The organism is Achromobacter pestifer, from assembly GCF_902859625.1.
GTDB lineage: Bacteria > Pseudomonadota > Gammaproteobacteria > Burkholderiales > Burkholderiaceae_B > Achromobacter > Achromobacter pestifer.
Window position 1 is genome coordinate 181,681 of sequence record NZ_CADIJX010000005.1, and the last position, 20,718, is coordinate 202,398.

Here is a 20,718-nt window from a genome sequence, read left to right on the forward strand (position 1 = left end):
TGGCGACCTACGCTAAGCCGGCCCCGCCGCCCTACTTCGTCTTGGCGCCCTCCTGGAACCACGCGGCGATCAACGCGCGTTCATCGTCCGTCATGCCGGTGGAATTGGCCATCGGCATGATTCTCGACACCACCACCTGCTGATATACGGCTTGCGCGTGGGTGGAGATCTGCTCGATAGAATCCAGCCGCACGTTCTTCATCTGCACTTGCGCCCCATGGCACAGCAGGCAACGTTGATCAAGCACCTGACGCACCTGCGCGAACCCCACCGCGACGGGCGGGGCGGCCGCCACCGGCGCCGCCACCGGTGCGGGCTGCATCCAGAGGATGGTCAGGCCAAGCACTGCCACGCCCAACACCGCGTAGGGCAGCGGATGGCGCGCATTGCCCAGCTTGAAACGGTGGCGCACCACGAAGAATTGCCGGATCGCCGCGCCGCCCAGCATGATCAGCAACAGCACGATCCAGTTGTATTGATGGGTGTAGGTAAAGCTGTAGTGGTTGCTCATCATGGCGAACAACACAGGCAGCGTGAAGTAGGTGTTGTGGACACTGCGCTGCTTGCCGCGCTGGCCGTGCACCGGATCAACCGGCTGGCCCGCCCGCATCGCTGCCACGTTCTTGCGCTGCCCCGGGATGATCCAGAAGAACACGTTGCCGCTCATGGTGGTGGCCATCATGGCGCCCACCAGCAGGAACGCCGCACGCCCCGCGAACCAGTGGCAGGCCAGCCACGACGCCACCGCGATGAATACCGCCACCAGCACGCCAACGATGGTGTCGCCATGCTTGCCACGGCCGAACCAGCGACAGATACCGTCGTAGACCACCCAGAACACCACGAAGAACGCCAGTGCCACCGCCACGGCGGTGCCGGGCTGCCAGTCCATCTTGGAACGGTCGATCAGGTACGTGCTGGCATTCCACAAGTACGACACGGTAAACAGCGCAAATCCGGTCAACCAGGTGCTGTAGCTTTCCCAGAATGACCAATGCAAGTGTTCGGGCAGCTTCTTGGGCTGCACGGCGTACTTCTGCATGTTGTAGAAGCCCCCGCCATGCACGGCCCATTGCTCGCCGCCCACGCCCTTGGCGACCGACTCCGCGTCACGAGGCTTCTCCAGGCTGTTGTCCAGCATCACGAAGTAGAACGACGTGCCGATCCAGGCAATGCCGGTGATGACGTGGGCCCAGCGCAGCAGCAGATTGACCCAATCCAGGTAATAGCTTTCCATTCACGCTCCCGCAGTGGACGGGCCCGTTCATGGGCGCCGCCGCACTGCCTACCACCGCGGGCGCTGTAAGCAGAAGACAGATCGCGCACAAGGCCCGGCAGGCCCCGCACCGCTGCGATCAAGATCCGAAAAATTGTATGCAAATTATGTTTACGAAGCTATCACCAATACCCCGTATCGGCATCAGGAATACCCTGATGCCGCGATGCCGGGCGCCGCATCAGGAGCCTCGGTAGGTGGAGTAGCTCCAGGGGCTGACCAGCAACGGCACGTGGTAGTGCTGATTCGCATGCGCCACGCCGAAATCCAGGCTGACCCGGTTCAGGAAATTGGGCTCGGGCAAGGCCACGCCCCGTGCCTTGAAATAGCCCGCCACGTCGAACACCAGCCGGTAGGTGCCGACTTCAAGGTCTTGGTCGGTGAATAGCGGTTTGGCGCTGCGGCCATCAGCGTTCAACGTGAATTGGCTGAGCAGCGTCGCGTCGTCGCCCCGCGTGGCATACAACGTCACAGCCATGCCCTCGGCGGGACAACCGTGCATGGTGTCGAGTACGTGCGTGGTCAGGCCCATCGTGTCTCCTCATGCCCGGCCGGGGACGGGCGGTGTCATGGTTATCCTTAATGATGTACATAAATTGTATACAGCTAATTGCTTTCCAGCTATTGTTTAGCCCATCATGAAACCGTCCGACAACCTGCGCCCCTTCGCGCCTCCCGGCTTTGCGCCCGCCTATTCATGAACACCTACGATTCCACGCAACCGTACCCCCGCGATCTGATCGGCTATGGCCGCAATCCGCCGCACGCGCAATGGCCCGGACGCGCCCGCATCGCCGTGCAATTCGTGTTGAATTACGAAGAAGGCGGCGAAAACTCCGTGCTGCATGGCGACGCGGGATCCGAGCAGTTCCTGTCTGAAATGTTCAACCCGGCCAGCTATCCGGATCGCCACCTCAGCATGGAAGGCATTTATGAATACGGGTCGCGCGTGGGGGTCTGGCGCATTCTGCGCGAATTTGAAAAGCGGCAACTTCCGCTGACGGTCTTCGGTGTGGGAATGGCCTTGCAGCGCCACCCCGAATTGACGGCGGCGTTCGCTGAACTGGGCCACGAGATCGCCTGCCACGGCTGGCGCTGGGTGCATTACCAGAACGTGGACGAAGCCACCGAGCGCGAACACATGCGCTTGGGGCTGGAGGCAATCACGCAATTGACGGGCACCCGCCCGCTGGGCTGGTACACCGGCCGAGACAGCCCCCGCACCCGCCGGCTGGTGGCGGACGACGGCGGCTTCGAATACGACAGCGACTACTACGGCGATGACCTGCCCTTCTGGATGCAGGTACAAAAAAGCGATGGCGCCGTCGTGCCGCAACTGATCGTGCCCTACACGCTGGATTGCAACGACATGCGCTTCGCGCTGCCGCAAGGCTATTCGCACGCCGACCCTTTCTTCCAATACCTGAAAGACAGTTTCGACGTGCTTTACGCCGAAGGCGACGACGCCCCCAAGATGCTCAGCATCGGCATGCATTGCCGGCTGCTTGGCCGGCCGGGACGCATCACCGCGCTGCAACGCTTCCTGGACCACATCGCCAGCCACGATCGCGTCTGGGTGTGCCGCCGGCTGGATATCGCCCGGCACTGGAAAGCCACCCACCCTTATCTTCCCAACCGCTGAGCCCGACGACCATGGCCTATACCCTGGAACAACTCAATGCGGCCACGCCCGACGAGGCCGTGGCCATGCTTGATGGCCTGTACGAACACTCACCCTGGATCGCCCGGCAGGCGCTCCAAGCGCGGCCCTTTCGATCACTGGCGCATTTGCAAGACCAGATGCGGCGGGTACTGGACGAGGCCGACATCGAAGCCCGGCTGGCACTGATCCGCGCCCACCCGGAGCTGGCCGGCCGCGCGATGCTGCGCAACAGCCTGACCGCGGAATCCACCAGCGAACAGGATCAAGCGGGGCTCACCCATTGTTCGCCCGAGGAGCTGGAGCGCTTGCAGGCGCTGAACGCCGACTACGGCACCCGCTTCGGTTTCCCCTTCATCCTGGCCGTGCGCGGTACGCGCGGCATCGGCCTTGAACGCCAGCAGATCATCGATGCGTTCGCGCGCCGACTGGACAATCCACCCGACGTCGAGCTTGACGAGGCGTTGCGCAACATTCACCGCATCGTCGAAATCCGCCTGGCCGACAAGTTCAACACCGACCTGACGCTAGGCAACGATATCTGGGACTGGCAGGAACGGCTCAGCATCCACAGTGACCCAGGCTACGCTGAAAAGGGCCAATTGACCGTCACCTACCTGACGGAGGCGCACCGCGCGTGCGCGCAACGCATCTCGCATTGGATGCGGGACTGCGGCTTTGACGAAGTCGAGATCGACGCGGTCGGCAACGTGGTGGGACGCTACCGCGCCGATCGTCCCGACGCGCCCACGCTGATGACGGGCAGCCATTACGACACGGTGCGCAACGGCGGCAAATACGACGGCCGGCTGGGCATCTTCGTGCCAATGGCCTGCGTGCGCGAATTGCATCGCCAAGGACGACGCCTGCCCTATCACCTGGAAGTGATCGGCTTCGCAGAAGAGGAAGGCCAGCGCTATCGCGCCACGTTCCTGGGCTCCGGCGCACTGATCGGCGACTTCAAGCCGGAATGGCTGGACCAGAAAGACGCCCAAGGCGTCACCATGCGCGACGCCATGCTCCATGCCGGGCTATGCATCGACGACATCCCGAAACTACGCCGCGATCCAGCACGCTATCTCGGCTTTGTGGAAGTGCATATCGAGCAAGGTCCCGTGCTGTTCGAAATGGGCCTGCCGCTGGGCATCGTGACATCCATCAACGGCAGCGTGCGCTATCAGGCGCAGATCTTCGGCATGGCCTGCCATGCCGGTACCACCCCGATGAATCGGCGCCGCGATGCCGCCACAGCCACGGCCGAGCTGGCCTTGTACCTGGAACAGCGCGCGGCCCGCGACGGCGATTCCGTCGGCACGATCGGTATGCTTGAAGTGCCAAACGGCTCGATCAACGTCGTGCCGGGCGAATGCCGCTTCAGCCTGGACTTGCGCGCCCCCAGCGACCCGCAGCGCGACGCGCTGGTGAATGATGTGCTGGCCGAGCTGGACGCCATCTGCCAGCGGCGCGGCCTGCGCTACGCACTGGAGGAAACCATGCGCGCCGCCGCGGCCCCCAGCGATCCCGCCTGGCAACAACGGTGGGAAGACGCCGTCGATGCGTTGGGCGTGCCCGTGCATCGCATGCCCAGCGGCGCCGGCCACGACGCAATGAAGCTGCACGAAGTGATGCCGCAAGCCATGCTGTTCGTTCGTGGCCAGAACGCCGGCATCAGCCATAACCCCCGCGAATCCACCACCCGTGACGACATCCAGCTGGCGGCGCTTGCCATGCAACGCCTGCTGGACGACCTTGCCAATGACCTTACCCGCTGACACCATGACCGATTACGCTCGACTCGACGCCTGGGTGGACGCCCACTTTGACGAGGAAGTCCGCTTCCTGCAATCGCTGGTGCGCGTCCCCACGGACACGCCCCCCGGCAACAACGCCCCGCACGCCGTGCGCACCGCGGAACTGCTGCAAGACTTCGGTTTCAATGCCGAAGCCCACGCGGTGCCCGCGCAACAGGTCAAGGACTACGGCCTGGAATCCATCACCAACCTGATCGTCCGGCGCGAATACGGCCCAGGCCGCCGCATTGCCCTCAATGCTCACGGCGACGTGGTGCCGCCCGGCGACGGCTGGCAACATGACCCTTATGGCGCCGAGATCGAAGACGGCAGCCTGTACGGCCGCGCCGCCGCCGTCAGCAAGAGCGACTTCGCCAGTTTCACCTTCGCCGTGCGCGCACTGGAAGCCGTGGCCCGCCCCACTCATGGCGCCGTCGAACTGCATTTCACCTACGACGAGGAATTCGGCGGACTACTCGGCCCCGGCTGGCTGCTGTCCCAGGGCCTGACCAAGCCCGACCTGATGATCGCCGCCGGCTTCAGCTATGAGGTCGTGACCGCCCACAACGGCTGCCTGCAAATGGAAGTGACGGTACACGGCAAGATGGCGCACGCCGCCATTCCGTCCACCGGCGTGGATGCGCTGCAAGGCGCGGTCAAGATCCTGAATGCGCTGTACGCGCAAAACGCCCTGTACCAGCAGGTGACGTCCGACGTGCCGGGCATCACGCACCCGTACCTGAATGTCGGCCGCATTGAAGGCGGCACCAATACCAACGTCGTGCCGGGCAAGGTCAGCTTCAAGCTGGACCGCCGCATGATCCCCGAGGAAAACGCCACCGAAGTCGAAGCCAATATCCGCCAGATCATCCAGGACGCGGCGGCGGCCACGCCCGGCATCACCATCGAGATCAAACGCCTGCTGCTGGCCAATTCGATGCGCCCGCTGGCCGGCAACCAACCGCTGGTCAGCGCCATCCAGAAACATGGCGAGGAGCTCTTCGGAGAACCCATCCCCGCCATGGGCACCCCGCTTTACACCGACGTGCGGCTGTACGGCGAAGCGGGCATCCCTGGCGTGATTTACGGCGCGGGTCCGCGCACCGTGCTGGAATCCCATGCCAAGCGCAACGACGAACGGGTCGTGCTGGAAGACCTGCGCCGCGCCACCAAGGTTATCGCGCGCACGCTGGCTGATCTGCTCAAGCCAGTCTGATGACGGCGAGGCATGGCGCAGCCACCGCGCGCCATGCCTGGCGGCCCGGCCGCCCCTAATTCGCGCGAACCCGACAACATTTAGCCCGGGTTTTCCTCTATTCCGAATACCCGATCCGTCTGTATACATTCCTCGTACACAAAACGCTTTTCAGGATTTCCCCGACCGACATCTCACTCCGCCAGGAGACTTTCGCCATGCAGGCAGCATCGTCCGCGCCCTCTCGCGCGCCGCAAGATACTCATCCCGTCGACCAGCGCCTGCCTTCCGGCAAGCTAGCGGCCTTGGGCCTGCAGCATGTGCTCGTGATGTATGCCGGCGCGGTCGCGGTGCCCCTGATCGTTGGCCGCGCGCTGAATCTGTCGCCCGACGAAGTGGCCATGCTGATCTCGGCGGATTTGTTTTGTTGCGGCATCGTGACGCTCATCCAGACCTTGGGCGCCACGCAGTGGTTCGGCATCAAGCTGCCCGTCATGATGGGCGTCACGTTCGCGTCGGTCGCCCCCATGGTGGCGATCGCCAACGCCAACCCCGGCGCGGCGGGGGCGCAGTTGCTGTTCGGCACCATCATCGGCGCCGGCATGGTCTCCATCCTGATCGCCCCGATGATCAGCCGGATGCTGCGCTTCTTTCCGCCCGTCGTGACGGGCACCATCATTACCGTCATCGGCATCACGCTGATGCGCGTGGGCATCAACTGGATCTTCGGCAATCCTTTCGGCCCCACCGCTCCCGCCATCGTCGACCCGGCCTATGCCCAGTGGCTGGCGGATGTCACCTCGCCGGGCAGCGCCATCCCGCCCGTGCCCCAGGGCTTTGCCATCATGCCGTCGGTGCCGAACCCCAGGTACGCGGATTTGTCCGGCCTCGGCATCGCGGCGCTGGTCCTCGCATCCATCTTGCTGATGGTCAAGTACACCCGCGGCTTCATCGCCAACATTTCCGTGCTGCTAGGCATCGTGATCGGGGCCATCGTGGCGTCCGCGACCGGCATCATGACGTTCGAGAAGATCGGCCAAGCCGACTGGTTCGATATCGTGCTGCCGTTCCACTTCGGCATGCCGAAATTCGATCCCATGATGATCTTGAGCATGTCGCTGATCATGGTGGTGGTGATGATCGAATCCACCGGCATGTTCCTGGCTCTTGGTGAAATGACCGGCCGTGAGATCAAGCAGGAGAACTTGGCGCGCGGCTTGCGCACCGATGGCCTGGGCACCTTGCTCGGCGGCATTTTCAACACTTTTCCGTACACCAGTTTTTCGCAAAACGTCGGCCTGGTCGCGGTGACCGGCGTCAAGAGCCGCTACGTCTGTGTGGCAGGTGGCCTCATCCTGCTGGTGCTGGGCCTGCTGCCCAAAATGGCCGCGCTGGTGGAGTCCCTGCCCACCGTGGTGCTGGGCGGTGCAGGCATCGTGATGTTCGGCATGGTCACGGCAACCGGCATCCGCATTCTGTCCGGCGTGGATTTCAAGGGCAATCGCCACAATTCGATGATCGTAGCCGTGTCGATCGGGGTCGGCATGGTGCCGCTGATCGCGCCCCACTTCAAGCAGTGGATGCCGCAATCACTACATACCCTGATCGAATCGGGGATTTTGCTGGCCTCGCTAACGGCCGTGCTGCTCAATTTGTTCCTGAATGGAGCCAAGCACGACAAGCGCGCCATCATCACGGCAGCACTACAGGCCGAAGAGCATTAGGATGTCCGCCACGGCCGGGCCGCCAACGCGCGGGCCCGCCCATGGCTCAGCCATTACGCCAACCGCATCACGCGGCGCCAGAACAGCACCGCCACCAACACAAAGACCGCCAGCCCCAGGTACGACGCGGTGGACGCGAAAGCCTCCCCCGCGATTGCCAGGGGCGCATCCGTGCCCGCTCCGCCGATGATGGCGGCCATCAGCACGCCCACCAGGCTTTCGCCCACGATCAGGCCGGACGCGATCAACACGCCACGGCGGTTCGGCGCATCCGCGTATTGTTCGTAAGGTTTGCCAGCGGCGGCCGCGCGGCGGCGCAAGGCCCGCTCAAGCAGCCATGCCAACAGCGCGCCGGCCACGATGGGCGCGGCCACGGTGGGCGGCAGGTAGATGCCGATCCCCACGGCCAGCACCGGAATCCGAGCCACCTGGCAGGTACGCTTCAGGATTTCATCCACCACGATCAGGCCCACGCCCACGGCCATGCCGATCAGGATCATGGTCCAGTTCAACTGATGCGTGAAAATGCCGCGGGCGATTGCCAGCATGAGCGTGGCCTGCGGGGCGGACAGGGCCTGGCCCGGGTCCATGCCTTCGCGCGGCATCGCATCCGCGAAGCCGTAGGCGTTGTACAGCAGTTCCAGCACCGGCGAAATCACTGCCGCACCCACCACGCAACCGATCAGCAAGGCTACCTGCTGGCGCCACGGCGTGGCGCCCACCAGCCAACCCGTCTTCAGGTCTTGCAGGTTGTCGTTGGAAATCGAGGCCACAGCCACCACCGCCGACGTGCTGAAGATCGACAGCGCGATTGCCATCTGCACGCCGTTCTGCGCCCCCAGCAATTCACCGCCCAAGGTCAGCATCAACAACGACACCAGCACGATGGCCACGATACCCACGCCCGAGATCGGGCTGGTCGACGACCCCACCAGCCCCGCCATGTAGCCGCAAGCCGCAGCCACCAGGAAGCCGAACACGAAAGCGAACAGCACAGCGTAGGCCACCAGCTTCCAAATGCCGCTGGCCGACAGTGGCGCACCCGACAGAAACACCTGGAAGGTGATCACCAGGATCACCACCAAGATCAGCGTGACAATGGAAATCCAGCCGGCGGACAGATCCCGCTCGGTGCGCGGTGCCTGTCCGGCCCGGGCGGCGCCCGCCTTGGTCAGCGCCGAGAACGACGCCTTGACGCCACGCGCCATCGGCATGAACAAGGTCGCCAGCGTCCAGATCGCTCCCACGCCGATCACGCCAGCGCCAATGAATCGCACCTGCGACGACCACAAGCCGGTGGCGTATTGCGCCAGGGACTGGCCAGTGGGCATATCGCCCATTGCGGTCAGGATGGGCACCGCGATGCCCCAGGAAATGATCAGGCCGATCAGCATGGCCAGGCCCGCGACAATACCGATCAAGTAGCCCGCACCAAGCAGCGCCAGCGAAAATCCCATTGGCAGGCGGAACACCGCGCCGCCCAACGCGAACCAGCCGCTGACGCTGTCACCCAGCACCCGCAGGCCGCTGGCCGCAAAGCTGACCACCGCGGCAATCACGCCGCCCGTCACAATGTCGCCCATGCCGGTCGCCGGCTTGGCCGAGCCGCGTGCCGTACCCTGTGCCGCGTTTTCTGCCGTCTCGTCTTCCGCGGCGTCCTGCGCGCGTTCGGCGCTGCCCACCCGCAGAATCTCGGCTGCCGCCACGCCTTCCGGATACGGCAGATCGCTTTGCACCACCATCACGTGACGCAGCGGAATGGTGAACATCACGCCCAACATCCCGCCGGCCGCGCAGATGCCCAGCGTCTGCCAGAACGGAAAGCCCTGCCAGTGCCCCATCATGACCAGCGCGGGCAAGATGAAGATGATGGACGACAGCGTGCCGGCTGCGGAAGCCTGCGTCTGCACCATATTGTTTTCAAGAATGTTCGCGTCCTTGAACAGACGCAGCACCGACATCGAAATCACCGCAGCCGGAATCGCGGATGAAAACGTCAGGCCGACTTTCAGCCCCAGGAAGACGTTGGAAGCCGTGAAGATCACGGTGATCAGTGCGCCGAGCAAGACGCCGCGGAAGGTAAGTTCCGGAAGGGTAACGTTTGCCGGGACGCTGACGGGTTGAGTCATTGAAGTCTCCCGTTGTGAATTTTGCTAAACCGCGCATTCTAGCGCTTCGCCGTCCACCCAGTGGTCACCACCCGTAAATGCCGCCAGACGGCAGATGCTGCCGACAATGGAAACCCCTGCAAAATATTATGCTGAAACCCGGTGCATCCTCCCTATATTTTGATCACTCATGCCTTCGACACAGGTCTAGCATTGAGCGATAACAGGAGACAACCCCACTATGCGCGACGCCAGCCACCCCACCCCCGGAAAAGACGACAGGCATGACGCCGATCCTTCGGAAACCGCCGAGTGGCGCGATGCCTTGCAGTCGTTGATCGAGGCTGAAGGCGCCGGCCGCGCTGGCTATGTGCTGGACAACCTGCTGGGGCATGCCGCGTCCCTGGGCCTGCGCGCCAACAGCCAGACCCGCACCGCCTACCTGAACACAATCCCGACCGACCAGGAGCCCCCCTTTCCCGGCAACCTGGCGGTGGAAGAGCGCATCGCGCGCATCAACCGCTGGAACGCGCTGGCCATGGTGGTGCGCGCCAACCAGGCGCATGGCGAACTGGGCGGACACATCGCCAGCTACGCCTCAGCGGCCGACCTGTTTGAAGTGGGCTTCAACCATTTTTTCCGTGCGCAGTCGGCCGACGGCCCGGGCGACCTGGTCTACATGCAGCCCCACTCGGCGCCCGGCGTGTATGCGCGCGCCTATCTGGAAGGCTTCCTGGGCGAAAACGACCTGGCGCACTTCCGGCAGGAAATCACGGCAACGGCGGCCGGACTGCGTGGCTTGTCGTCCTACCCCCACCCGTGGCTGATGCCGGACTTCTGGCAGTTCCCCACCGGCTCGATGGGCATCGGTCCCATCAATGCCATCTATCAGGCGCGCTTCATGCGTTACCTGGAACATCGTTCCCTGGTGCCCGGCGGCGACCGCAAGGTCTGGGGCATTTTCGGCGATGGTGAAATGGATGAGCCCGAATCCATCGCCGCGCTGACGCTGGCCGCACGCGAGAAGCTCGACAACCTGGTCTTCGTCGTCAACTGCAACCTGCAACGGCTGGACGGCCCCGTGCGCGGCAATGGCCGCATCATCGACGAACTGGAAACCCTGTACGCGGGCGCCGGCTGGAACGTGATCAAGCTGGTCTGGGGCAGCGATTGGGACGCCCTGCTTCGTCGCGACACGGGCGGCGCGCTGGCCCGCGCCTTCGCCAATACCGTGGACGGGCAATTCCAGACCTTCGCCGCCAATGACGGCGCCTTCAACCGCGCCCACTTCTTCAACCAGAATCCCGAACTGGCCGCGCTGGTGGCCGATTGGACAGACGAAGCCATCGACCGCCTGCATCGCGGCGGCCACGATATGGTGAAGATCCACGCCGCCTACCATCGGGCGGCGCGGCATCAGGGCCAGCCCACGGTGATTCTGGCGCAGACCAAGAAAGGCTTCGGCATGGGCACGGCCGGCCAAGGCAAGATGACGACGCACCAGCAGAAGAAGCTGGACGACGAGGCCTTGCTGGCCTTCCGCGACCGCTTCGCGCTGCCGATCTCGGACGCCGACTGCCTGGCGCTCAAGTTCTACCGGCCCGCCGAAGACAGTGCCGAGCTGCGTCATCTGCAAGCGCGCCGCGCGGCGCTGGGCGGCCACATCCCTCGCCGCAACATGCAGGCTCCGCGCCTGACGCCGCCGGACGCCGAACATTGGGCGCGCTTCGCGCTGGCCGCCGACGGCAAGGAAATGTCGTCGACGATGGCTATCGTGCGCATGCTGACCGCGCTGCTCAAGGACGCCACCATTGGTTCACGCATTGTTCCCATCGTGGCGGACGAAGCGCGCACATTCGGCATGGCCAATCTGTTCCGTCAGATCGGCATCTATTCGGCGCAAGGCCAACTGTACGAACCCGAGGATATCGGCTCGGTGCTGTACTACCGCGAAGCCCGCGACGGCCAGATCCTGGAGGAAGGCATCACCGAGGCGGGCGCGATTTCGTCTTGGACCGCGGCCGGCACCAGCTATTCGGTCAACGGCCTGCCGATGCTGCCCTTCTATATCTATTACTCGATGTTCGGCTTCCAGCGCATCGGCGACCTGATCTGGGCCGCCGCGGACCAACGCACCCGGGGCTTCCTGATCGGCGCCACGTCCGGCCGCACCACGCTGGGCGGCGAAGGGCTGCAACACCAGGATGGCTCCAGCCACATCATGGCCGCCGCCGTGCCCAACTGCCGCGCCTACGACCCGGCGTACGCCTTCGAGGTTGCCGTCCTGGTTGAACACGGCATGCGCCGCATGCTGGACGAACAGCGCGACGAATTCTTCTATCTGACGGTCACCAACGAAAACCTGGCGCAACCCGACATGCCCACCCACGCGGGCGTGCGCGACGGCATCCTGCGCGGGATGTACCGATTGCGCGCGGCCCACGGGCAAGCCCAGGTGCGCCTGCTGGGCGCAGGCCCGATGCTGCGCGAAGCGGAAATGGCGGCCGACCGCCTGCGCGATCGGTACGGGGTGGACGCCGAGGTCTGGAGCGTCACCAGCTTTTCCGAGCTGGCCCGCGACGGCCGCGAAGCCGAACGCGCCCGCGTGCTGGGCTTGACGGCAGGCGGCGGCGAAGACTGGGTCCGCACCTGCCTGGGCGACAGCAACGCGCCCGTCATTGCCGCCACCGACTACGTGCGCGCCGTGCCCGAGCAGATCCGCGCCTGGGTGCCCGCCCCCTACCGCACCTTGGGCACCGATGGCTTCGGACGCAGCGACACCCGCGCCCAGTTGCGCGACTTCTTTGAAGTCAGCGCCGACTGGATCACGCTGTACGCGCTGGACAGCCTGGGCCGCCAAGCCGACGCCGACACGCTGCGCCAATCCCTGAACACCCGCACCAGACAAACCCCACCCTGGGAACTGTAGGATGGGTGTAGCGCGAGAGTCCTAAAGCAAGAACGCCGGCCCCCAGCGCGCGCAACCCATCAAGCAGCGGTTGCGTTGTGGCTGAATCCGCCAGGAAATCACCGCTGCTTGATGGGTTGCGCGCGCTTGAGATCGGGTTTCTTGGCATCGATCTCTCGCGCTACACCCATCCTACGTTCCAACCATGCTCGTGTTCGAGGATCGGCGATCTACGTACCCATCATGCCCGCCGTCGGGGATCGGCGATTTACGTTCCCGTCATGCTCGCCGTCGAGGATCGGCGATTTACGTTCCCGTCATGCCCGCCGTCGAGGATCGGCGATCTACGTTCCCGTCATGCCCGCCGTCGGGGATCGGCGATTTCAGCTGGTTTTTGATCAAAACCGAGTATTCGCTGCACCGCAACAACCAAGCGCCCGCGCTTTCTGGTGAAATACGGGTGTTCCCTAAGCATTTCGCAAAGAAACCGGCGGGCCGCGAGCCCGCCGTTTGCCATCCCGTTTTCTTTTTCAGTTAGTGCCTCAGAGGCCCCGATCCCATGGACGAAACTCTTACCAAAATGGCGTTGGATTACCACGCCTATCCCACCCCCGGCAAAATCTCGGTCGTCCCGACCAAGACGTTGGCCAACCAGGACGACCTGTCCCTGGCCTACTCCCCCGGCGTGGCCGCTGCTTGCATGGCCATTTTCGACCAGGGCGAGGACGCCGCGTCGAAGTACACGTCGCGTGGCAACCTGGTGGGTGTGATCACCAACGGCACCGCCGTCCTGGGGCTGGGCAACATCGGCCCGCTGGCCGCCAAGCCGGTCATGGAAGGCAAGGGCTGCCTGTTCAAGAAGTTCGCGGGCATCGACGTGTTCGACATCGAACTGGCCGAGAACGATCCCGACAAGCTGGTTGACATCATCGCGGCGCTGGAACCCACGCTGGGCGGCGTCAATCTGGAAGACATCAAGGCGCCCGAGTGCTTCTACATCGAGAAGAAGCTGCGCGAGCGCATGAAGATCCCCGTCTTCCATGACGACCAGCACGGCACCGCCATCATCTCGTCGGCCGCCATCCTGAACGGCCTGAAGGTCGTGAACAAGGACATCGGCTCGGTCAAGCTGGCTTGCTCGGGCGCAGGCGCCGCCGCCATCGCTTGCCTGGACTTGCTGGTTCACCTGGGCGTCAAGCGCGAGAACATCTTCGTGGTGGACTCCCGTGGCGTGATCTGGGACGGCCGCGATGAAAACATGGAAGCCAACAAGAAGCGCTACGCGCAGAAGACCGACGCGCGCACGCTGGCCGACGTGGTCAATGGCGCCGACGTGTTCCTGGGTTGCTCCACCGCCGGCGTCATGACCGGCGACATGGTCAAGACCATGGCCGACCGCCCGCTGATCCTGGCGCTGGCCAACCCGGAACCGGAAATCCGTCCGGAAGTCGCCAAGGCAGCCCGCCCGGATTGCATCATCGCCACCGGCCGTTCGGACTACCCGAACCAGGTCAACAACGTGCTGTGCTTCCCCTTCATTTTCCGCGGCGCCATGGATGCCGGCGCTTCGCGCATCACGGAAGAAATGAAGCTGGCCTGCGTGAAAGCCATTGCCGATCTGGCGCAAGCCGAGCAAAACGATGAAGTGGCCCGCGCCTACGCTGGCCAGGAACTGTCGTTCGGCCCTGACTACATCATCCCGAAGCCGTTCGACCCGCGCCTGATCTTCCAGATCGCGCCGGCCGTGGCGCAAGCCGCCGCCGACTCCGGCGTGGCCGCCCGCCCCATCGAGGACATCGAGGCCTACCGCCAGAAGCTGATGGGCTTCGTGTACCACTCGGGCCAACTGATGCGTCCGTTGTTCGCCCAGGCCAAGAAGGCGCCCAAGCGCGTCATCTACGCTGACGGCGAAGACGAGCGCGTCCTGCGCGCCGTGCAAACGGTGGTTGACGAAAAGCTGGCTCGCCCGATCCTGATCGGCCGCCCGTCCGTGATCGAAATGCGCATCACCAAGGCCGGCCTGCGCCTGGTCGCTGGCGAGCACTTCGAGATCGTGGACCCGGAAGACGACAACCGCTTCAACGAAACCTGGACCGCCTACTACCAGTTGAAGGGCCGCGAAGGCGTGACGCCGGCCATCGCCAAGGCGATGATCCGCAAGCACAACACGCTGATCGGCGCGATGCTGCTGCGTCGCGGCGATGCCGACGCGCTGCTGTGCGGCGTGGCCAGCAAGTACGACAACCAGCTCAAGTACGTCGACGAGATCATTGGCAAGAAGGAAGGCCAGACGTACGCCGCCCTGAACGTGCTGATGCTGCCCGACCAGACGCTGTTCGTCACCGACACCCACGTCAATGAAAACCCGACGGCGGAAGAAGTGGCCAACATCACCATCCAGGCCGCGGACGAAATGCTGCGCTTTGGCGTGGTGCCGAAAATTGCGCTGCTGTCGCACTCCAACTTCGGCAGCCGCGTGACGGAATCGTCGCGCAAGATGGCCGCTGCCAGCAAGCTGGTGCAGGATCGTGCCCCTGACCTGGAAGTGGACGGCGAAATGCACGCCGACGCCGCCTTGTCGGAAAAGATCCGTGTACTGGCCTACCCGGACAGCACGCTCAAGGGTCGCGCCAACCTGCTGGTCATGCCGAACCTGGACACCGGCAACATCACGTACAACATGCTGAAGATGACGGGCAGCAATGGCGTCGCGATGGGTCCGATCCTGCTGGGCGCCGCGCGTCCCGTGCACATCCTGACCACCAGCGCCACCGTGCGCCGCATCGTCAACATGACGGCCCTGGCCGTCGTGGACGCACAGCAGGAAGCCGCCGACGCCGCCAAGCAGCGCCGTTGATCGCCGTCCCGCTGTAACACGACGGGCGCCTTGCGGGGCGCCCGTTTTCTTTTGGCGGCATCAAGCCGCGTCTCTGGCCACGCCCTGCATCCCAGGGGCGCCTGCGTCATTTCGCGACACCCCGCAGCCGTGGCGCTGATGGTACAACCGAGCTTGAACTTTTCCCTGGAGACGACATGCTGGCAGATGCCCTCTACGCCTGGTTCCACTACCTGGCCATCTTTGTCATGGTGGTGATCATGACCGCCCAAGCCGTGCTGCTGCGCCCCGACCTCACCGCCAACGGCGTGAAACGGCTGATCATCTATGACCGTCTCTATGGCCTCAGCGCCATCCTGGTGCTGATCACCGGCGTGCTGCGCCTGACGCTCGGCGTCAAGGGCGCCGCCTTCTACATGAGCACGCCGTGGTTCCACGCCAAGATCACGCTGTTCGTCATCATCGCGCTCTGTTCGATCCCGCCCACGCTCACCATCCTGCGCTGGGCGAAGCAGTCGCGTCAGCAGGCGGGCTTCGTACCGGCCGCGGCCGAGATCAAGCGCGTGCGCCGCTGGGTCATGATCGAGTCGCACCTGTTCATCTTCCTGCCCCTGTTCGCCGTCCTGATGGCGCGCCACATCAGCATGTAAGGCGATCAATGGCCGGCGCGGGCCAGCCCTGCGCCAGGTGCGCGACCAGGTAGTCAACAAACAAGCGGGCCCGCGCGGGCAGCAGCCGCGTTTCCGTCACCACGTGAACGGGAAACGGGCCCAGGCTCCATTCAGGCAACACGCGACGCAGGCACCCCGCGTGCTCGAGCTCGGTGTGGTCGCCGCCCAGCGCGGCAATCCCCGCCCCCAGCATGGCCAGGCGTCGCGCCATGCTGGCATCATTCACGGAAAAGCGGCTGGCGGGCGCGATGGTGATCTGCTCCGTGCCACGCACCATGGGCCAGCGTGCGGGCGCTGCGCTGGCCAGCGTCCGAAAGCCAATGCATTCGTGCTTCGTCAGATCCGCGGGCAGCAAAGGCGAGCCATGGGCCGCGAGATAGGCTTGCGACGCATACAGATGCACGCTCAGCGAGCCCAGGCATCGGGCGATCAGGGACGAATCCGGCATATCGCCGATCTTGATCGTCAGATCGCACGGTTCGGCAACCTGGTCGGCGTGCGCCAGGCTGGCCAGATTCACATGAAAGGCCACATCCGGATGACGCCGCGCGAATCCCAGGAATATCTCGGCCATCACATCCGTCGCAAACGTGGCCGGCATGTTGACGCGCAGCAAGCCCGAGGGCTTGGCGGTCAGCGCCTGCAACTCCTCGTGCGCAACCTGCGCCTCTTCGACGATGCGCAGGCAGCGCTCCAGGTACAGCTCGCCCGCGCCGGTCAGCTCGACCTTGCGGGTGCTGCGATTCAACAGACTCAGGCCCACCGAGCGCTCCAGCTCCGCCACGCGACGCGACAGCGTCGATTTCGGCAAGCCCAGCACATCGGCGGCGCGGCTGAAGCTGCGCGCCTTGGCCACCTCTGCAAACAGCTCCATGCTGTGCAGGCTTCTCATGGACATCTCATGCCGGTCACTCCCAAACAATTCGGCCGGCGTCAAACACCACCGGCACGGCGCATTGTCGGGCCCAGGCTTTAAGAATTCATTAATGCCCCGCCATGAGGCCGGCCGCTAAGGGCAGCTCGCCCGCGTGGGCGGCTCTGGCTCCTTGTCGTCGACGGTGAAGGTGGCGAAATGGAACACGCCCACGGCTTCATTCTTCACGATGCGATCCACCGTGCCATCGAACGCCTGGATCACCGACATGCCCTCGGGCACGTCCTCGTGGCCGTCGCGCCGGGCCGCCAGGCCGTTCCAGGGGCTGAACACATAAACACCCGGAATCGCTTCCCGCTGCGCGCCCTGCCCTCGACGCATGGTCTGCAAATGCGTGCCGGCGGGATAGTGCAGGCCGCCCAGCCGTAGCGCGCAGGCCAATTCGGTGTCGCTGACGCGCACCAACTGGCGCTCGGCATCCAGATAGAGGCGCGGTTCGCTCACCATCAGGCCCAGCACCTTGATCGCAACGGGGGCTTTCACTTCCACTCGCCAGCGGTCCGGGTCGGTTGCGCCGTCCGTGTACACCGTGCCATCCGATCCATACAGGATCGACCCGCGCGGGATGTCCAGCCCCGCAGCCCGGTTGCCGCTGCCCAGACGGCATTGACTCAGGCCCTTCATGGTGCCGTCACGGTTCATGTCGAACTCGATGTCATGGGTGGCGTCGCACTGCCAGCCCAGCACCGCTTGATCGCCCTGCCCGGTCACGGTCACGTCGCGCGGATACCGGCCGATCAGCGTGTACGTTTCGGTGTCGTAATCGATGCCCAGAAACCGGCGCACCCGCAAGGCCGGAACATCGAAGATAGGCACCGGCTGCGGAAATTCCGCCGCGACATAGGTGTCCAGATCCCCCTCAACCTGAAGTTCCAGGCGCGTGCCGGCCGGCATCAAGGTGCCGGCCACCGTCTGCGGCGCCTCCAGCGTGACGCGGCGCGCCGCCTGGACTCGTTCGCTTTCGCGTTCGATCTGCCAGATGGCGGTATGCACAAATACATAGAACGCGCACGGAATGGCCAGCACCACGAACAGCGCGGCGGATTTCTTCCAGTGCTTGCGCACCGTACGCCGATGCCCGGCGCTTGCGACCAGCACCACGGCCCAGCCGAGCAACGCAAGGCCGGCGAAAAAGCCGATGGTCAGCAGGATGAAGAAACTGGGGGATGGAAACGAGACGGGAATCATGCCAGTAATGATATCCGCGGCAGGCAATAAAAAACCGCCCGAAGGCGGTTCCTGGCCGAAGCGGAAAGCGGATTAACGCTTGTCCATCGGGGGCACGTCGCGGGTGACCGAACCCGTGAACAGCTGGCGCGGGCGGCCGATCTTGTAATCGGGGTCCGACAGCATTTCGTTCCACTGGGCGATCCAGCCCACCGTGCGGGCCAGCGCGAAGATGGCCGTGAACAGCGAGGTCGGGATGCCAATGGCGCGCTGGACGATACCCGAGTAGAAGTCCACGTTCGGGTACAGCTTGCGCTGGACGAAGTACGGATCCGACAAGGCGATGCGTTCCAGTTCCATGGCCAGCTTGAACAGCGGGTCGTTTTCCAGGCCCAGGGCCGAGAGCACTTCCTTGCACGTTTCTTGCATCAGCTTGGCGCGCGGGTCGTAGTTCTTGTAGACGCGGTGGCCAAAGCCCATCAGGCGCACGCCCGAGTTCTTGTCCTTGACCTTCTCCATGAACTCACCGACCTTGTCGATGCCGCCGTTGGCTTGCAGCTCTTCCAGCATTTGCAGGCAAGCTTCGTTGGCGCCGCCGTGAGCCGGACCCCACAGGCAAGCCACGCCAGCCGAAATGGCGGCAAACGGGTTGGTGCCCGACGAGCCGCACAGGCGAACCGTCGACGTCGACGCATTTTGCTCGTGGTCGGCATGCAGGATGAAGATGCGGTCAAGCGCGCGCTCGACGACTTCATTGACCTTGTAGTCTTCGCACGGCGTGGCGAACATCATGCGCAGGAAGTTGCCCGTGTAGGACAGATCGTTCTGCGGATAGATGAACGGTTGGCCTTGCGAGTACTTGTACGCCATCGCGACCAGCGTCGGCATCTTGGCGATCAGGCGGATCGCCGAAATGTGGCGATGCTGCGGGTTCGTGATGTCGGTGGAGTCGTGATAGAAGGCGGACAGCGCGCCAACCAGACCCGTCAGCACGGCCATCGGGTGGGCGTCGCGGCGGAAGCCACGCAGGAAGAAGTGCAGTTGCTCGTTGACCATCGTGTGATGGGTCACTTGCGAATCGAAATCGGCCTTCTGTTCCTGGTTCGGCAGATCGCCGTTCAGGATCAGGTAGCAGATGTCCATGAAGTCGCAATTGACGGCCAACTGCTCGATGGGGAAGCCGCGATACAGCAGTTCGCCCTTGTCGCCGTCGATGTACGTGATGGCCGACTCGCAAGCCGCGGTGGACATGAAGCCCGGGTCAAACGTAAACATGCCCGTCTGGCCATACAGCTTGCGGATGTCGATCACATCCGGACCGACCGTGCCCTTGTAGACAGGGAACTCAATGGGTGCGCTGCCATCCGAGAAGGATAGAGTGGCTTTTTTGTCAGACAGGTTCATGTTCATTCCTCTCACATTAATCAGAGTGCGCGCATCTGGCCAATAATGCCCCGAAGCCTGGGTGTATCCAGCTCACCTTCGAGTTCCTTGCGGGCCAGCAGCAGGTCGAGAAGGTCGTTGTCTCCCATCTCGAACAGCTGGGTCAATGCGGCCACATCATCATCGGTAAGTTCAGCCTCGTAGGCGTCAAGATACCGAGTGATGATCAAGTCGTTTTCGAGCAGGCCGCGGCGCGCCCGCCAACGCAGACGCGCCCGCTCCAGTTCAGTTAGCCTGCTCATCGTTACACCATAAATACAAAAATACTCACACTAGAAACTAGACCGTGCGGCGAACCATCAGTTCCTTGATCTTGCCGATCGCCTTGGTCGGGTTCAATCCCTTGGGACAGACGTCGACGCAATTCATGATGGTGTGGCAACGGAACAGACGGTACGGATCATCCAGGTTATCCAGACGCTCGCCCGTGGCTTCGTCGCGGCTGTCGGCGATGAAGCGGTAGGCTTGCAGCAGGCCGGCCGGGCCGACGAACTTGTCCGGATTCCACCAGAACGACGGGCAGGAAGTGGAACAGCACGCGCACAGGATGCACTCGTACAGACCATCCAGCTCTTCGCGCGCCTCGGGCGATTGCAGACGCTCTTTTTCGGGCGGCGGCGTATCGTTGATGAGGTACGGACGGATCGAGTGGTACTGGTTGAAGAAGTGCGTCATGTCCACGATCAGGTCGCGGATGACGGGCAGGCCCGGCAGCGGACGCAGAACGATGGGTTGCTTCAATTCGCGCAGGTTCGTCGTGCAGGCCAGACCGTTCTTGCCGTTGATGTTCATGGCGTCCGAACCGCACACGCCTTCACGGCACGAGCGGCGCAGGGCCAGGCTGTCATCGACGTCATTCTTGATGCGCACCAGCGCATCAAGCAGCATCTTGTCGGTGGGCTGGAGTTCGACGTCCAGCTTCTGCATGTACGGGCGCTCGTCCTTGTCCGGATCGTAGCGGTAGATTTCGAACTTGACGATTCTCTTGGTGCTCATAATGGGCTCT

Annotated in this window: 16 protein-coding genes; 8 read left to right on the plus strand and 8 right to left on the minus strand. The window is 63.8% G+C overall.

What is annotated here, in order from left to right:
* Nucleotides 1-31: 31 nt before the first annotated feature.
* Both HV753_RS20015 and uraH read right to left on the minus strand, forming a co-directional pair.
* Nucleotides 32-1,237, minus strand: a complete 1,206-nt coding sequence (locus tag HV753_RS20015; protein ID WP_175176347.1) for a urate hydroxylase PuuD — start codon at nt 1,235-1,237, stop codon at nt 32-34.
* A gap of 220 nt (nt 1,238-1,457) precedes the next feature.
* Nucleotides 1,458-1,808, minus strand: coding sequence for a hydroxyisourate hydrolase (gene uraH / locus HV753_RS20020; protein ID WP_175176348.1), 351 nt, complete (start codon nt 1,806-1,808; stop codon nt 1,458-1,460).
* A 165-nt stretch (nt 1,809-1,973) separates the two neighbouring features.
* Here uraH and puuE point away from each other — a divergent pair, with 165 nt between their 5' ends.
* The 4 genes from puuE (at nt 1,974) to HV753_RS20040 (ending at nt 7,645) form a co-directional block, all read left to right on the plus strand.
* A complete protein-coding gene (gene puuE / locus HV753_RS20025; protein WP_175176349.1) occupies nt 1,974-2,918 on the plus strand; it encodes an allantoinase PuuE in 945 nt (314 codons plus the stop codon).
* 11 nt (nt 2,919-2,929) lie between these two features.
* Nucleotides 2,930-4,708: a 2-oxo-4-hydroxy-4-carboxy-5-ureidoimidazoline decarboxylase gene (uraD, locus tag HV753_RS20030; RefSeq protein ID WP_175176350.1), complete on the plus strand. Its 1,779-nt coding sequence runs from the start codon at nt 2,930-2,932 to the stop codon at nt 4,706-4,708.
* Nucleotides 4,709-4,712: 4 nt separating this feature from the next.
* On the plus strand, nt 4,713-5,942 hold the full coding sequence (locus HV753_RS20035; RefSeq protein ID WP_175176680.1) for a M20 family metallopeptidase: 1,230 nt from the start codon (nt 4,713-4,715) through the stop codon (nt 5,940-5,942).
* Between the two features lie 197 nt (nt 5,943-6,139).
* Nucleotides 6,140-7,645, plus strand: coding sequence for a nucleobase:cation symporter-2 family protein (locus HV753_RS20040; RefSeq protein ID WP_175176351.1), 1,506 nt, complete (start codon nt 6,140-6,142; stop codon nt 7,643-7,645).
* 53 nt (nt 7,646-7,698) lie between these two features.
* Here HV753_RS20040 and HV753_RS20045 read toward each other — a convergent pair whose 3' ends face one another.
* Nucleotides 7,699-9,774 carry an OPT family oligopeptide transporter gene (locus HV753_RS20045; RefSeq protein ID WP_175176352.1) on the minus strand — a complete coding sequence of 692 codons (2,076 nt, stop codon included), beginning with the start codon at nt 9,772-9,774 and terminating at the stop codon, nt 7,699-7,701.
* A 220-nt stretch (nt 9,775-9,994) separates the two neighbouring features.
* On the opposite strand from HV753_RS20045, the gene mdeB reads away from it, so the two are divergent.
* From mdeB to HV753_RS20065, 4 genes are all read left to right on the plus strand, one after another.
* Entirely contained in the window at nt 9,995-12,682 is a 2,688-nt protein-coding gene (gene mdeB / locus HV753_RS20050; RefSeq protein WP_175176353.1) for an alpha-ketoglutarate dehydrogenase, read from the plus strand.
* Nucleotides 12,683-12,980: 298 nt separating this feature from the next.
* Entirely contained in the window at nt 12,981-13,199 is a 219-nt protein-coding gene (locus HV753_RS20055) for a hypothetical protein (protein WP_175176354.1), read from the plus strand.
* A gap of 21 nt (nt 13,200-13,220) precedes the next feature.
* Nucleotides 13,221-15,518, plus strand: a complete 2,298-nt coding sequence (locus tag HV753_RS20060) for an NADP-dependent malic enzyme (protein WP_175176355.1) — start codon at nt 13,221-13,223, stop codon at nt 15,516-15,518.
* A 176-nt stretch (nt 15,519-15,694) separates the two neighbouring features.
* Nucleotides 15,695-16,147: a DUF2214 family protein gene (locus HV753_RS20065; RefSeq protein ID WP_175176356.1), complete on the plus strand. Its 453-nt coding sequence runs from the start codon at nt 15,695-15,697 to the stop codon at nt 16,145-16,147.
* Here the strand turns inward: HV753_RS20065 and HV753_RS20070 are convergent.
* The 5 genes from HV753_RS20070 to HV753_RS20090 form a co-directional block, all read right to left on the minus strand.
* Entirely contained in the window at nt 16,137-17,060 is a 924-nt protein-coding gene (locus HV753_RS20070; RefSeq protein WP_246288334.1) for a LysR family transcriptional regulator, read from the minus strand. The two genes, HV753_RS20065 and HV753_RS20070, sit on opposite strands and share 11 nt — an antisense overlap.
* A 117-nt stretch (nt 17,061-17,177) precedes the next feature.
* Nucleotides 17,178-18,290, minus strand: a complete 1,113-nt coding sequence (locus tag HV753_RS20075; RefSeq protein ID WP_175176357.1) for a hypothetical protein — start codon at nt 18,288-18,290, stop codon at nt 17,178-17,180.
* A 72-nt stretch (nt 18,291-18,362) separates the two neighbouring features.
* Entirely contained in the window at nt 18,363-19,673 is a 1,311-nt protein-coding gene (locus HV753_RS20080) for a citrate synthase (protein ID WP_175176358.1), read from the minus strand.
* Between the two features lie 20 nt (nt 19,674-19,693).
* Nucleotides 19,694-19,954 (minus strand): succinate dehydrogenase assembly factor 2, encoded by a 261-nt coding sequence (locus HV753_RS20085; RefSeq protein ID WP_046802661.1) that lies wholly within the window; start codon nt 19,952-19,954, stop codon nt 19,694-19,696.
* Nucleotides 19,955-19,991: 37 nt separating this feature from the next.
* Nucleotides 19,992-20,708, minus strand: a complete 717-nt coding sequence (locus tag HV753_RS20090; protein ID WP_175176359.1) for a succinate dehydrogenase iron-sulfur subunit — start codon at nt 20,706-20,708, stop codon at nt 19,992-19,994.
* Nucleotides 20,709-20,718 lie beyond the last annotated feature (10 nt).